Origin of the sequence: Novipirellula sp. (genome assembly GCF_041583735.1) — a bacterium.
In the GTDB taxonomy this organism is placed as follows: domain Bacteria; phylum Planctomycetota; class Planctomycetia; order Pirellulales; family Pirellulaceae; genus Novipirellula.
The window spans coordinates 1-13,886 of sequence record NZ_JBFHFD010000184.1 but is presented as its reverse complement, the minus strand read 5'-3'; the positions used below and the strand labels follow the sequence as shown (position 1 = coordinate 13,886).

Annotated in this window: 13 protein-coding genes and 1 pseudogene; 8 read left to right on the top strand and 6 right to left on the bottom strand. The window is 55.8% G+C overall.

Annotated features, from left to right (window positions below; translation table 11 throughout):
* From ABX962_RS15310 to ABX962_RS15300, 3 genes are all read left to right on the top strand, one after another.
* On the top strand, nucleotides 1–334 hold a 334-nt coding region (locus tag ABX962_RS15310), incomplete at its 5' end, for an iron-sulfur cluster assembly accessory protein (RefSeq protein WP_339941422.1).
* A 171-nt stretch (nucleotides 335–505) separates the two neighbouring features.
* Nucleotides 506–2,464, top strand: coding sequence for a biosynthetic arginine decarboxylase (gene speA / locus ABX962_RS15305; protein ID WP_372720858.1), 1,959 nt, complete (start codon nucleotides 506–508; stop codon nucleotides 2,462–2,464).
* Nucleotides 2,465–2,563: 99 nt separating this feature from the next.
* Nucleotides 2,564–2,962 (top strand): ribonuclease E inhibitor RraB, encoded by a 399-nt coding sequence (locus ABX962_RS15300; RefSeq protein ID WP_372720856.1) that lies wholly within the window; start codon nucleotides 2,564–2,566, stop codon nucleotides 2,960–2,962.
* A 124-nt stretch (nucleotides 2,963–3,086) separates the two neighbouring features.
* Here ABX962_RS15300 and dnaB read toward each other — a convergent pair whose 3' ends face one another.
* The 3 genes from dnaB to ABX962_RS15285 all read right to left on the bottom strand — a co-directional run bounded on the left by dnaB (nucleotide 3,087) and on the right by ABX962_RS15285 (nucleotide 8,247).
* Nucleotides 3,087–4,529 carry a replicative DNA helicase gene (dnaB, locus tag ABX962_RS15295; RefSeq protein ID WP_339941428.1) on the bottom strand — a complete coding sequence of 481 codons (1,443 nt, stop codon included), beginning with the start codon at nucleotides 4,527–4,529 and terminating at the stop codon, nucleotides 3,087–3,089.
* Nucleotides 4,530–4,657: 128 nt separating this feature from the next.
* Nucleotides 4,658–6,577, bottom strand: coding sequence for a DnaA ATPase domain-containing protein (locus ABX962_RS15290; RefSeq protein WP_372720853.1), 1,920 nt, complete (start codon nucleotides 6,575–6,577; stop codon nucleotides 4,658–4,660).
* Between the two features lie 599 nt (nucleotides 6,578–7,176).
* Entirely contained in the window at nucleotides 7,177–8,247 is a 1,071-nt protein-coding gene (locus tag ABX962_RS15285; RefSeq protein WP_372720851.1) for a GNAT family N-acetyltransferase, read from the bottom strand.
* 184 nt (nucleotides 8,248–8,431) lie between these two features.
* Between ABX962_RS15285 and ABX962_RS15280 the strand changes: the two genes are divergently transcribed.
* Together ABX962_RS15280 and ABX962_RS15275 are read left to right on the top strand one after the other, a co-directional pair.
* Nucleotides 8,432–9,991, top strand: coding sequence for a PDZ domain-containing protein (locus ABX962_RS15280; RefSeq protein ID WP_372720849.1), 1,560 nt, complete (start codon nucleotides 8,432–8,434; stop codon nucleotides 9,989–9,991).
* Between the two features lie 143 nt (nucleotides 9,992–10,134).
* On the top strand, nucleotides 10,135–10,374 hold the full coding sequence (locus ABX962_RS15275; RefSeq protein WP_008692795.1) for a hypothetical protein: 240 nt from the start codon (nucleotides 10,135–10,137) through the stop codon (nucleotides 10,372–10,374).
* Nucleotides 10,375–10,479: 105 nt separating this feature from the next.
* Here ABX962_RS15275 and ndk read toward each other — a convergent pair whose 3' ends face one another.
* A complete protein-coding gene (gene ndk, locus ABX962_RS15270) occupies nucleotides 10,480–10,938 on the bottom strand; it encodes a nucleoside-diphosphate kinase (RefSeq protein WP_339941446.1) in 459 nt (152 codons plus the stop codon).
* Nucleotides 10,939–11,072: 134 nt separating this feature from the next.
* Nucleotides 11,073–12,131 carry a TIGR02281 family clan AA aspartic protease gene (locus tag ABX962_RS15265; RefSeq protein ID WP_372720847.1) on the bottom strand — a complete coding sequence of 353 codons (1,059 nt, stop codon included), beginning with the start codon at nucleotides 12,129–12,131 and terminating at the stop codon, nucleotides 11,073–11,075.
* Between the two features lie 277 nt (nucleotides 12,132–12,408).
* Between ABX962_RS15265 and ABX962_RS15260 the strand changes: the two genes are divergently transcribed.
* Nucleotides 12,409–13,077 carry a hypothetical protein gene (locus tag ABX962_RS15260; protein ID WP_372720845.1) on the top strand — a complete coding sequence of 223 codons (669 nt, stop codon included), beginning with the start codon at nucleotides 12,409–12,411 and terminating at the stop codon, nucleotides 13,075–13,077.
* Between the two features lie 18 nt (nucleotides 13,078–13,095).
* On the opposite strand, the gene ABX962_RS15255 is transcribed toward ABX962_RS15260, so the two are convergent.
* Nucleotides 13,096–13,200 (bottom strand): hypothetical protein, encoded by a 105-nt coding sequence (locus ABX962_RS15255; protein WP_372720862.1) that lies wholly within the window; start codon nucleotides 13,198–13,200, stop codon nucleotides 13,096–13,098.
* A gap of 51 nt (nucleotides 13,201–13,251) precedes the next feature.
* On the opposite strand from ABX962_RS15255, the gene ABX962_RS15250 reads away from it, so the two are divergent.
* Nucleotides 13,252–13,473, top strand: coding sequence for a DNA gyrase inhibitor YacG (locus tag ABX962_RS15250; RefSeq protein WP_372720860.1), 222 nt, complete (start codon nucleotides 13,252–13,254; stop codon nucleotides 13,471–13,473).
* Nucleotides 13,474–13,799: 326 nt separating this feature from the next.
* Nucleotides 13,800–13,886 (top strand): annotated as a pseudogene (locus ABX962_RS15245) (transcription elongation factor GreA); the annotation flags it as partial.

Here is a 13,886-nt window from a genome sequence, read left to right as displayed (position 1 = left end):
GATGGCAGTAAAATTAACCGAACGAGCCGCTGAAGAAGTGAAGCGGTTTCGCCAAGAGAATAACTTTGATGAGTCCACTTCGCTGCGAATCGGCGTTGCTGGCGGTGGTTGCAGTGGTTTCAACTACACGCTTGGATTCGATGACAAATTCGATGAAAAAGCAGACAGCAAGTATGATTGCCACGGCGTCGAGGTGATTGTCGACAAGAAGAGCGCGTTGTACCTCGATGGCACGACCGTCGATTGGTATTCGAGCCTCGAGAAGCAAGGTTTCACCTTCGAGAATCCCAATGCCGTGAAGAGCTGTGGTTGCGGTAGCTCGTTCCAGGCGTAAGCTGCGCTGGATCACGCTCCATTTTAGACATGAAACGCCCTGTTGCTTTGCAGCAGGGCGTTTTCTTTTGGCGGTGTGTGTGTAAAAATCCGATCCTGGTTTGGCATCGTTGCGGGCAATTTTTGATCCTGGCACGATCGTCCAACAACTCTTTAAGAGGTATTTGGCTGAATGAGTGTTGTAGCACCCAAGAAATGGTCCGGAGCCGATTCGGCATCGTTGTACGAAGTCGACCGTTGGGGTGATGGGTATTTTCACGTCACAAAAGACAGCCGGTTGATGGTTTCGCCCAGCCGAGATCCCGAGCAAGCGATCGACCTGAAGGAACTCGTCGACGGGCTGACCCAGCGCGGATTGGACCTGCCAATTCTGATTCGCTTCAACGGAATTCTGCGAGATCGTCTGAAACGGCTGAGCGAGAGCTTTGCCGACGCGATCGAAGAACATCAATACAACAATTCCTACCGCTGTGTGTTTCCGATCAAGGTGAACCAACAGCGTGACGTGGTGGAGCAGTTTGCCAAACACGGACGCGAGTTTGGGTTCGGAATCGAAGCGGGCAGCAAGCCCGAGATGTTGGCGGTGGTCGCGATGACCGACTCGGACACGCCGATTATCTGCAACGGGTTCAAGGACGACGACTTCATCCACCTCGCGATGCGGGCGCAGCAAATCGGTCGTACCGTCATCCCGGTGGTCGAAAAAGTCAGTGAGCTCGATCTGATCCTAAAACATTCCGAAGCGCTCGGGGTGCGTCCGACGATCGGCATGCGAGTGAAGCTTGCCACTCGAGGTTCGGGGCGTTGGCAAGCCAGTGGCGGCTACCGCTCGAAATTTGGGCTGACGGTTGCCGAAATGCTTCGCCAATTACAAAAGCTCGAAGACCGGGGGATGGCGGACTGCTTCAAATTGCTGCATTTCCACGTCGGTAGCCAAATTACCCACATCCGCCAACTTAAAGCTGCGATTCTCGAAGCAGCGCGTATCTACGTTGACCTGCATCGTCGCGGTGCGGGGCTCGAAATGTTGGATGTCGGTGGCGGGTTGGGCGTCGATTATGACGGATCACACAGCGACAATGAATCGAGCATGAATTACTCGATGCAAGAGTATGCCAAAGACGTTGTCTATTTGGTGCAAACGGTTTGTGACGAAGCCGAGGTTCCGCATCCTGAATTGATTAGCGAGAGCGGTCGGGCCGTTGCCGCACATCACAGCGTGTTGGTGGTCAATACCTTGGGCGTGACCCAGCAGGGAAGCGTGCAGGATTTGCCCACGGACGTTCCGGATGACTACGAGCAACCGGTGCTCGATTTGTGGATCAGCTATCGTGATTTGACTTCGACCAACATGCTCGAGTCTTTCCACGATGCACAGACGTCACTCGATCTGGCGATGAACTTGTTTAGTGGTGGATACTTGCCGCTGGAACAACGCGTGGTCGCTGAGAATCTGTATTTTGCGATCTGCCACCGCGTGCGTGAATTCGCCAGCGAGCTCGAGCACGTGCCCGATGATGTCAAGCATCTCAATCGGTTGCTCTCGGATATTTACTTCGCCAACTTTTCGCTGTTCCAATCCGTTCCCGACTCTTGGGCAATTGATCAGTTGTTCCCGGTGATGCCGATCCATCGTTTGGACGAACAGCCGACACGGCACTCGGTGATCGGCGATATCACCTGTGATAGCGATGGCAAAATTGACAAGTTCGTCGGTGGTGAAGGGCCTCAGCGAACGATCTTGCTACACGAATTTGAAAAGCAACGGCCCTATCAGATCGGTATCTTTATGGTGGGCGCCTATCAAGAGATCCTGGGCGATCTGCATAATCTGTTTGGCGATACCCATGCCGTGCACGTCGATTTAAACGGCGATGCGGTCAAGATTGAATCGATCGTCAAAGGGGATACCGTCAGCGAGGTGCTCGGCTATGTCCAATATGACGACAGAGAACTGATTCGGCGTCTATTGGATAGTATCGATGCGGCGGTCAGTAGCGGGAAAATTGACAACGTCCAAGCTGGCGAAATGCTTCAGTTCTACGAGCGTGCCCTAGGAAGCTATACCTACCTTTCCGAAAATGGTCACTCCTTGGCCCACATCAAAACGCCCACGGAAAACAATGCCTAAATGCGATCCTGATTGTCCTTGCGGCAACCGAGATCGCCTGGTTTTCCGTGGTGCCCTCTACGCTTCTCTCTTTCCCAACCTCTTTTAAGAAATACGTTTATGACGACTTATCCCGAAGATGCCGATGGTGCGGTACTGGCCAACCTTCAATCGCTTGGTGTCGACATGTCGGCTCCGCTGCTGATTGAGTTTGCGGTCGACGCACCGGACGAAGCATCGGCTCATCGGATTGAAAAGGCGCTCCTCGCCAAGCAGTACGAGACCGAGGTTTACTATGACTCGGGCGAGCCCGATGAGGATGATGAAGAAGAGCTCGAAGAGGACGACGAAGAATTCGGTCCCTCGTGGACGGTCTATGTCAACGTCACGATGGTGCCTGAATACGACGAGATTATTCGGATTCAAGCCGAGTTGGACGAACTGTCCAAGCCGCACGGCGGCCGCAGCGACGGTTGGGGCGTGATGATGGACGAAGAGTCGCTGCCTGACGAAATGTAGGCTGGCGGGATATCCTCGGTCGACTTCCATGTCGAAGTCGACCGGTTTCACGATGTGAATCTGGCTTCCCGCCTGTCAGGAAGATCTTGATTCATTCATGAGCGATTGCCGAGCGACAATCGTCTTAGAAGCCACCGGGGCTGCTGAATTCGGCATAGTCGTCAAATTCGTTGTGGCGTTCTGGCGCTCGGTCGCTAAACCGCGTAAAGTCGCCTTCCCAGCTCAGCGGGACGTTTCCAATGGGGCCGTTACGCTGTTTCGCCATGATGATTTCTGCTTGTCCGGCGTACTGAGCCTTGTCTTCACCGCGATGGTAATACTCTTCGCGGTGCACAAACATGACCACGTCGGCATCCTGCTCGATTGCCCCAGATTCCCGCAGGTGACTCAATTTGGGTTGGTGATCTTTGCTGTCTTCGGCCTGCCGGTTCAATTGAGACAAGCACAGCAGCGGGGTGCTCAGTTCACGAGCCATTCCTTTCAAACGACGCGCGATCTTGGATACCTGCTCTTGCCGGGGGTCACGCGAATTATCGGGTTCAATCAGCTGCAAATAGTCAATGACGATCAAGCCAAGCGCCTCTTCACGCCGCTTGATTCGCCGCGCCGCAGCCGCAATCTCGCTGACCGTTCGGCTGGGGGAATCGTCGACGTACAGCGGGGCTTCACTGATTTCATTGGCTTTTTGAATGAGCCGTTCGCGATCGTCCGACGAGATCGTTCCGTTACGCAGTCGGTGACCATTCACTCGCGCCAGCGAACAGAGCATACGGTCGGCAAGCTCGATCCCGGACATTTCCAGCGAGACGAACAGCACGGGAAGCCGTTGGTTGATGGCGACGTATTCTCCGATGTTCATCGCCAGCGCGGTTTTACCCATCGAAGGACGTGCGGCGAGAATGATCAGTTCGCCATTGTGCAGTCCGCCGGTCATGTTATCAAATTCAGTGAACCCGGTTTCACAACCTCCGTCGGTGTGTTCGCCGCTCATTCGCGCTTCCATCCGGTCCATCGCCGCATGCAAAATATCGCTGATGCTGTGGACGGAATTGCCTGACCGGCCATCCATGATCGCAAAGATTTTTTGTTCCGCTTGAGCACACATTTCGCGTGCTTCGCTGTTTTGTTCGTACGAGTCGCGGAGGATCTCGGTGCTCGCTTCGATCAAACGGCGGTAGACCGCCTTTTCCGAAACAATCCCTGCGTAATAAACCGCGTGCGCCGCATTGGGGACCGCACCGGAAAGCTTGGCAAGGTAGGCCGCCCCACCCACGTTCTCATAATCGTTAGCTGTCCGCAGACGAGAGACCAACAGCGTGATGTCGATCTTTTGACCTTGATCGTGCATCTCGCGAAGATGTTCGTAAATCTTTCGGTTCGCGTCGTCGAAAAAGTCCTCGGCGCGTAGTGACGCAATGTCGTCACACACGATCGGCAGCAGCAGAATGCTACCAATCACGCCCATTTCCGCTTCAAGGTCAAAGGGCGGTTGCCGCTGCAAAATCTCGCTGGCGCTGGCTTCTTTCTTCTTTTTTCGGCCTTTGAACTGAAAGTCGTCTGCGGTCAAGGTTCCGGTCCGTGGAGATTAGGAAACGAAGAGGCTAAGAGAGTCTTATTTGATAGGGCGATCGAGAATTACGCAACCTGAACCCATTTGGGAAGTTTCGCCCGCTGGAGTCGCACCCCCCGTGCAGCCTAGGCGGTCCGCAATTGGTTTTCGATGCGGTCGATCGCTTCGCGAGCGGAAACCGAGGTCGGGCCACGGCCGATCGCCTTGCCGCTTTCGAGCCACTTCTTCACGTTCTTTTCTGCTGCAATGGCCGTGCTGTGCGAGCGGCCACCAAAATGGTTGGCAATCTCGGCGTACGCGGATGAGGTCAATTGTCGTGACAAGTACATGGCCAACATCCGTGGTTCGCAAACCGCACGGGCTTGGGATGAACCACGCAGATCTTCCAGCGGTACCTTAAAGGCTTCGCAAACCGTTCGCTCGATCGTGCTGAGCGTCACCGAGGCTTGCCCGACTCGCAGCAGGTTGCCGCCGAACTGGCGGATCTCGTCCATGGTCGCCATGCGGCCAAACATTTTTTGCAGTGTGGCCACTAGGTTCACCATCCCGCTGAGCACGCGTCCGTCGCCAGCAAGTTGAGCGTTGACTTCCGTGATCATCTCGTCCGGCCACTCGATCGAACATCGCTGCTGGATAAGACGCCGCAGCACCGTTTCGCGGGTCGTTGAATCAAGCGAGTGCATCGGGCAAACCAAGCCGCTCGCCATGCGTCCCGACAATTCCCGCGAAAGTCCTTCGATTTCCGAGGGAGCTTGGTTGGCGGTAAACACGATCGGTCGCCCTGCTTCGATCAAGGCTTCGACGGTGTACAGCATTTCGCGAAGCGTGGCACTCTTCGCACTCAGGAACTGGACGCCATCGATCAGCAATGCGTCGACTTCGCGGTAACGTTTGCGGAACGCGGGGAGCCCTGTGGTGCCGACCGATTTGCAGAAGTCGTTGGTGAATTTTTCGCCTGACAATTGCACGACAGTCCGCATGCGATGTCGGCGACGGAATTGGTCAGCGATCGCATTGACGAGGTGAGTCTTGCCAATCCCCGAAGGGCCGTACAAGAACAAAGGGGTTGCACTGCCGGGACTTTGGCACGCCATCATCACGGCGGTGTGGGCAAGTTGGTTCGAGGTTCCCGCGACAAAACTGCTGAGCGTCATCGCGTCGCGAGGCAGTGCTGGTTTGCTGTTTGACGAACCAGCATGCACGGCTGGAGGGGCGGTCGCATCGGGGGCGGCGGTGCCGGTCGGCTCAAACATGGGAAGCGGCGGCTGGGTGCCATCGTCGACCGGACGCGATTTTTTGGGTTTGGGTGAACGAACGGATCCGGCTGCAATCAGCGACGACAATGGCTGTGCACTGGACCGTTTTCGTTGAGGCGATCCGTGAGTGTCACGAGCGCGACGTGCGGGGGGCTGCGTGCGGCGTGCCCTGGCCGGCGTCATCGCCCGCTCGGTCGCCGCTGCAGTGGGCTGAGCCGTTGATGCTGCGTCCGTTGATGCAGTGCCTGTCGATACGATAGCCAGCGTTTGTGGCGTCACCGCCGCAGCGCACGTTGATGATCCGCTGTCCTCCGAATCGTCGGACTCCAGTGGCAGTTCTACTTGCGTGGGCTCGGGGCGTCCAAGTTCGATCGCGACAGCCAATGTCGAACCACATGCCTGGGCCGCCGCTGCACGGATTTGTTGCAAAAAGTTTTGCCGCAAACGATCCAACGCAAATTGGCCACTGACTAACACGACCAAGCGTGGTCCCGCGTCGAGCCGCGATGGGAGCGCCGCCGAATCAAACGCGGGCGAGCCAAACGAAGGTTGAGCAAGCGATTGCTCGCGTGCCTCGGCATGTTGCGAGTTCTCGGCAGCGTTCTCGCCACCGACCGCGTGGTTGGCGGCAGTAGCTTGGACCGCGAAGGCGACTCCGTGGGTAAACCACATCCGGAATCGATCTGCACCGATACGCTCTTTCAAAGCTTCCTTGAATGTTTCGACAACAACCTTGTCGTCGATGCAGCCGTGCGGTGCAGACATACCGGTAGCGCAATCCTCCTTCATGGATATTTCGCGGTGCAACCAACACGCCACCACTCGGAAGGATCCGCAAACCGGATCGCCCAAATGAGGACGCGAAAATAGAATGCCGTTCGATGGCCGAGTCGGGAGTGCAGCCGAAAGCGTTGGCGATTTGAAATCGTGCCAACCTAGCTCCGCTGGGCGGCAACAGTGCCTTCCCAAACTCGAACGTTCACAAATAACTTCTCGCGATCAAAGGACTCTTTCTTAGAACCCGCCTCATGCTTTTCAAAGCACACTGTCTCGTTCGCGTGAGGCCAGATTCTATGGTTGCTAGCATCGAAGTCAAATACCTCTGCACCTTCAATAAGAAGATTTCTTTAGCGCAATGCTCTGACGTCCGCACAATCCAAAAAAGACCACGATACGGCACTCTCGTTTTGTGGCACCCTAGCGTGTTCGCAGCGGTCGTTAGACTGGGCACGTTTGTGGAAAATATGTCGATAACGGAAACCTCACGGGAACTTCATTTTTATCTCGCTGCCGTAACGGCTTTCGCATCAATGGCTTATGGGCGGTCCGCTAGCAGAATTGGCGTTTTTTGCGACCTTGTGGCCTTGTCAGTGAGATTTTGCTTTCAATTACAGTGACTTCACCCACACCGATTCCTCCAGCATCGGTTGAAGCCCAAATGCTCGGTACAAATCGCTGGCAAAGTCATTTTGCTGATCGACTGCCAAGATCAATCGACTGGCGTTAAACCCCTCGGCAGTCGCGATGACCGAGCGGATCAAATCGATCCCCAATCGTTGACCCCGGACGCTCGGAACCAGCCCCATGTAGACAAGCTCGACGACTTCATTTGAACTCTCGGCGTCGTTACCACTTTCCGAACTTGGGTTCGTGTTATTTCGCTTCGCATTGTGGCGGGCCAAGATTGCTACCCCAATCGGCTTGTCGTTGTTTTCCATAGGAGTGGTTTTCCAGACGGTGAACCAGCATTCCGGAGCAAAGGAGGCGATGCTCTGGTATCCCGCAATCGTTTGTTCCGCCGAACGGTAATCCAGCAATACCGGGCAATCGAGCGTCTCGACGTATGTTTGCTCGACGAGGTCCGTGAACATCGTCAGCGCGGACTCGTTATTCCAGTCCAGTGGTGAAAACCGCAATCGTGGCGGCTTGATGTCGTGGCGGGATGTCTTCTCCGCTGCCGGCTCGAGCGACTTGGTCATGTATTCGAGGTCGGCCACCCAGCGGAACCCGAGTCCTTCGAACCATGCCTCGGCCACTTCGGTCAGACTAAATCCATCACAGGCCCATTGAACGAAATGGACACCTCGTTGGGAAAGTGTCTCGTCGAGATGTTTTTTAATTATCTCGATGATCCCCGCCCGCTCTGATGCCGCGACTTCGGCCGTCCAGCCAGCGTGCAGCAGCGTCGCCGAATCGTTGGATGCCGTTGCCGATTCACCATGCTGCAGTGGCAGAATCGCGATTGCGGCGGCCAGCGGCTTGCTAGCCGCTTCATTCGTGGACGAATCTTGGTCGATCGCGGTCACGATCAAGACACTGTCCTGGTTCCCATCGTCCAGCAGACCTCGGATCTGATCGACCACAATTTGGGCCCGACCGATGGAAAGATCCTGCAATAAATTGGGCAAAATCGCAGGCAGATCGTGAATGGGGGCAAGTTGGGGGCAAATCGTAGGCATGTCAGCTCTTTTGGGTCCGGTTTATGCAGGGTTCAGTGCGAGCTTGATTCCAAAGCAACCAACGGGGGGCATCGGAAAGCTCGCAGACCCCAATCAGCCCCTGACCCTATCAGATTGGTCACCCGCTCCGTATGATATGGGCTTGATTTTAACGGTAATACGGGACAGTCAGTTGAGAGAAACGATGAAGAGCAAACGTCACTACGCACCTTTCTTGGCCATTGCGGTTGCGATTGGATTTGCCACCTTTGTGAGTGAGAACAACGCCCACGCTCAGCTCTTTCCACGTTTGCGTGCTCGTTTGGAGCCCCTGTTGCAGCCTCAGCCGCTTCCCAATCCAGCGGGGCAGCCCAACCCAGCGGTGCAGCCGAACCCAGCGGTGCAGCCTCAACCGAGGGCTCAAACGCCGCTGCGTCCGGTCCAGCCAATCGTTCGCCCCCGTACGGCGACGCCTTCGCTCACCACTCGCCCCGCAGCGACACCCAGCGGCGGCTCGCTTGGAGTGGACGTCGAACAGATGAACGTGGCGATGCAGGGATTACGCGTGACTCGCATTTCTGCGCATTCGCGTGCGGATGACGCGGGACTTCGCGAGGGAGATATGATCGTCGCGATTGATGGGCAAGAGACACCGACGATCGAATCGGTCGTTGCGGTATTGAGCCAACGTCGTGCGGGCGAATCGGTGGTGGCACGAGTGATTCGCGGTCGACAAATCGGCCAGCTGACGATCCCGTTGGTGGAAAAATCGGTCCGCGACAATCCCGTGGCTTCCGCAAAACCAGCCACCGTGCAACCGGATAGCCGCCAATCCAAAGTCGCGTCGAAGCCCACAGGGCCTGCGAAATCGGTGCTCGTTCCCGACGAACCGACCGAATCGGTCCCCACAGTCACTCCGTCTTCGGGTGCACCGTCTTCGCTAGCATCCGATTCAATGTTGAAGCGTTTGGGGATCGCAGTCGAAGATGCTCAAGTGGTGCGAGGCGCTGTGGTTACGGAAATTCAATCCGAATCGGTCGGTGAGCGATTGGGTTTTCAAATTTCGGACCGGATTGTCTCGGTGGATGGCGAGTTTGTGTTTACCGCCCAGCGTTTTGAATCTCGTCTGCAGCAGTGGGACGCGGACAAACCACTGAAATTGCAACTGATTCGCGACGAACGTCTGCTGACGCTTTCCTTGGATCCCGCCAGCACGCTGGGCGGCGATACGGTTGCCAAATCGGACGGGGGCAAACCGGCTGAGGGGACTGGCAATCCTGGTGACGATGGCGGCAATGCGGCTTCGATGCTCGAAGGGGTCGGAGCCGCCCTGGGGAACTTTTTGGCGGGGCAGAAAAAGCAGACAAGCGACACGTCCGGCGGCAAAACTCCGTCGGCATCCACTGCAAAATCTTTGACCCCACCCGCCCCGGTGGCGAAAGCGGGTGGCGCGATGGATGCCGATCCATTGGCATTTGGTGATGAAGAGGCGATCGATCAAGCCGCATTCGAAGAGCTAGCGACGCCCAAGGTGGCTCCGGTCGAGCGAGCATTTGATACCGATCCGTTGACGCGTCCCCGGTCGGAGACCAAATCCAAAGCGGATTCGCCATCTAACGAGATGCTCGAACTGCCTGCAGGAAAGGTTTCCGCTGCTCCGTCCGGCGATGTCACCAGCAAGCGGGGCAAGGAGTTAGAAGCCGAAATTGAGCGGCTGGAACGTCAACTCGAAGAAATGAAAGCAAAGGCGGCTGAGAAAAAATAGCTGTTTGTGGTGGTCCAAAGTAAAGATGTAACGGTTGTCTGGACGATACCGGATGTGACGAGACTTGCTGCGATGTGGATTGCAGCAGTCGATTCGTCATGAAACGCACCTGACAACTCGCCGGAAATCACGAAGGCACATCAATGAGCCGCACGTCGAAGCAACAACGCCTGACTCGTTTGGCTGTAGCCACCGTACTCTCGGGGGCCTGTGTCATCTCGACCACGGGATGCCAAGTCGCTCTGAATGGTCAAACGCTACCGAGTCCTTACTACCTGCAGGACGATGTCCAGTACTTCCCCGCAGGTCCGGAATTCAAACTGCCGCGTGAAGCAGCCGCATTGAAAGCGGCTCGCGCCGAAGAAAAACTCAATCAGCGATAACAGTCGACACAAACGTTTTTGTATCGGGGCCATCGCGAGCATATTCCGCTCGCGTTGAATTTGCTGCATGCCGTGTTGGTGACGACACGCAAAACCGCTGCGAGATTACTCGTCAGTGGCTCGCATGAACGCGGTCATGACCGAGTCATAGTCGCACAACTCTTCATCGCGGAAGTAGAGCTTCAGCTCTCGCTTGGCCGATTCTTCGGAGTCGCTGGCATGAACCAGGTTCATTTGCCGGCTGCTGCTGAAATCACCACGAATCGTGCCTGCCGCAGCTTTTAGTCCGTTGGTGGCACCCAACATATCGCGGACCACTTGGATCACATCCAATCCGTCGATGGCAAGGGCCACGACCGGGGCTGCGGTGATAAATTCTTCTAATCCGCTGTAAAACGGCTTTTCGACGTGTTCAGCGTAGTGTTGCTGCGACAATTCAGGAGTCACGCGAAGCATTTTCATGCCCACGACGTGAAGCCCCTTGGCTTCGAATCGAGCGATCACTTCGCCCATCAAACGGCGTTGAACACAATCAGGTTTTAACAGTACCAATGTACGTTGCATCGAACAGCAGACTCCGCGCCAGCATGCAAAAGTGAGCCGGCAATATCGAGGAACAAAATTGAAGTTCCGGGATTATCGACACCAATCTTGCGAGCGCGAAGCGGGGGCGCGAAAAGGTTTATCGGGCCACCCCGCTAGTCCGCAGCGACACGCAGCAGCGTGATCGTTTTCTCGCTCGCATTGATCTCGAATTTAAAATGCTGCAGAAAGCTCATTCCCAGCAGCGGTTCTGCATCGGTGGCGATCGAATCAAGGATCGCCGCTTCGACGTTTTCCGCCTCGAATTCGCCGATTCGAACGCGAGGCAACACGACGGCGCGGGCCGGAATCGTCCGCCCATCCGCCATCACCAGCGTGACTTGGCGAGCCTCTACGGGAACCTCGATTCCGAGTTCTACGGCAGTTTTGGCGGGCAACGTCACCAGCGACGCCCCGCTGTCGACGATCATGTGCGTCGGCTTCGAGCCCACCACGACGGTCACCCCCAGCGATCCACCTGGGCCGGGAATCAACGTGATCGATTCGCGAAAAATCTCTTGCTCGACCCGTTCGAGTCGTTTGTCGATCGATTTCAAGATCATTGCCGCTGACAACTCGCGGGGCGTCTCGAAGTTGATGGCCATCACTCGCAAGGCGATTTGTGTCTCTTTTTTTTGCAGTGATTCCGATATCGCATCGTGCAGTTTTTCGTAGTCGGATCGGATTGCGAGCACCGTTTCAGCATATTCGGTTTCCGCCGCCGTCAATTTGGCTCGTTCGGCTGCGAGTTGTTCTTGTAGCGTAGTGCGGTTGGTCATCGCGGTTCGAATCTGAGCACGAGCTGCTTCTATCAATCCAACCAGCCGGTTGTTGGCTTGGACATTGACTCCCGCAACGCGGGCCAACTGCAGATTCAACTCGCCCACCTGAGCGTTCATTTGCTGTAATTGATTGCGATTCAAGTCAACTTTCGCCTGGGCTGCCTTCCACGACTGCTGGATCAATTTCAATTCACGTTGCTGACGTGTCAAACTGGTCAAGGCACGCGAAATTTCAGTGGATTGGGTGGGCTGGATCGTTTTTCCGCTTTGGCGGAGCCCTTCCGCTTCGAGGATTTTCTCAGCCTTTTGCACCACTTCGGGACTATATTTTGCCTCGTCGGCGGCGAGAAGCGGCGGCATATCGGTTAAAACAAGTAAGGCCAGACACGCCATCCCGGCGTATCGCAAGCCAAAGGGCGATACCCGATTCGATCTAGCTTTGCTTGCCGCGGACTGGCCGTAACGCGTTGGCGAGCAACAGGTTTCGGAGGAACAGGTTTCGGAGCAACAGGGAATTCGCATGGTGATCCTATTGAGTGTCCGCGAATCGAGTTTGGGGGGGAGTTCGAATCCCATTGTAGCTTCGGCTCCGCGCCGATGGGTCGTTTCTTTCTCGGGGTGGCGTTCTTTCCCGCAGTGGAGTCCCCTCATTCGGCAACTTAGATTTCTTTTGCCGATCTTAGCGGTCGTCGCGGCGGGCGATGCGTATTGCCAATCGCCACCCCGTACCACGGCGACGTCAACGAATTCACCCGCGTCGCTCAGCACGCTGAGCCAAACCGCAACGACGCTGCTGCGAACGCAAGCGACTGCGGATGGACCGCGACAAAATGAATTGGCGTTAACGGCGCTTTGTGATTTTTACGTGTTGATGCGGAGCGACCCCCGCTATTCGAGCAGCGACATGCTTCGCGGGGACGCCGCCAAAGTGCGTCGTCGGTTGATCAAGTCGGCACACCATATCGAACATCGTTTACGGCGAGCGAGGATCCCGCGTCCGCAGACTCTGTCCGCTGAAGTGGATACGATGCTCCGCGAGAGTGACCGTGATTTCAAGTCCGGAAAGCGAACGCGGTTGAGTGATTGGCGGGATGCAGAGGTGGCGGTGTCGCAGAGAAGCGAAGCGGCGGAGGTCGGTGGGCACGCAGGCGGAACGGCGCAGGATAACGGATGGCAATTGGTGGAATTGATCGAGCGAGTGGTGGCTCCCCAGTTTTGGGATTCACAAGGCGGCGCGGGGACGATTCAGTATTACGCGATGCGTCGGGTGTTGGTCGTGCGAGCCACCAGCGATGTTCACGAACAAATTCGCGACATGTTGATTGCGTTGGGGTGGTAGCCGCCGCAAGCGGTGTCGTTACGATGGAGAATGATGGTGTGCCTGGTATTGCGACTCGGCCGCACTTTGTAAGTCGGCACTGCGAAAATCGGCACTGTGAAAGTCGGCACTGTGAAAGTCGATCGCAACGAAAGTTGCAGCAACGAACGTTACGGTTTATTCCATTTAGAACGCATGAATAAGAAAACGAATTCAATCAACGAACCTGTGATGAAGTTGACCTGTCCGACTTGCAGCAAGCGGTTTTTGGTGGACGAAACGCCGACGCCGCCGTTTTGCTGCGAGCGGTGCCAGCTAATCGATTTGGGGCGTTGGCTTGGCGAAGAAATTGGTCTGCCCTACGAAGGCGATCCCGAAGGGACGCCGGTCGAGTATCGCGATCCGCCCAACGATTGAGGGTGGCAGGACAGATTCCCAAAGTCAGATCCCCCAAAGTCAAACACGGCAACCGATTCGCTGCAGTTGAATCTCTGTGCAGCAGAATTTCTCGCTCTGCAGCGTTCCGCTTCGCTGCTTGCATCTTTACAAGAGCTTCGCCACAGGCGAAAATGGCCGATTGCTAACGACAAGAACCTTTCTCAGCCGAGGCGGCATGGGGAAGGTTTTATTTTGGCCGTTGCGGATTCCACTGGCTGCTAGCAATTTTGCTTCTGCCGTCGAATTCATTTCATCGATTTGTCGAACACGATTCTTAAAAACCATTCTCACGAGGATTTCCCACCATGCATGACTCAGTGCCGATGACACGGGAGGGATACAACAAGATCAAAGCGGAAATTCATCGACTTGAAAATGTCGAGATGCCGTTG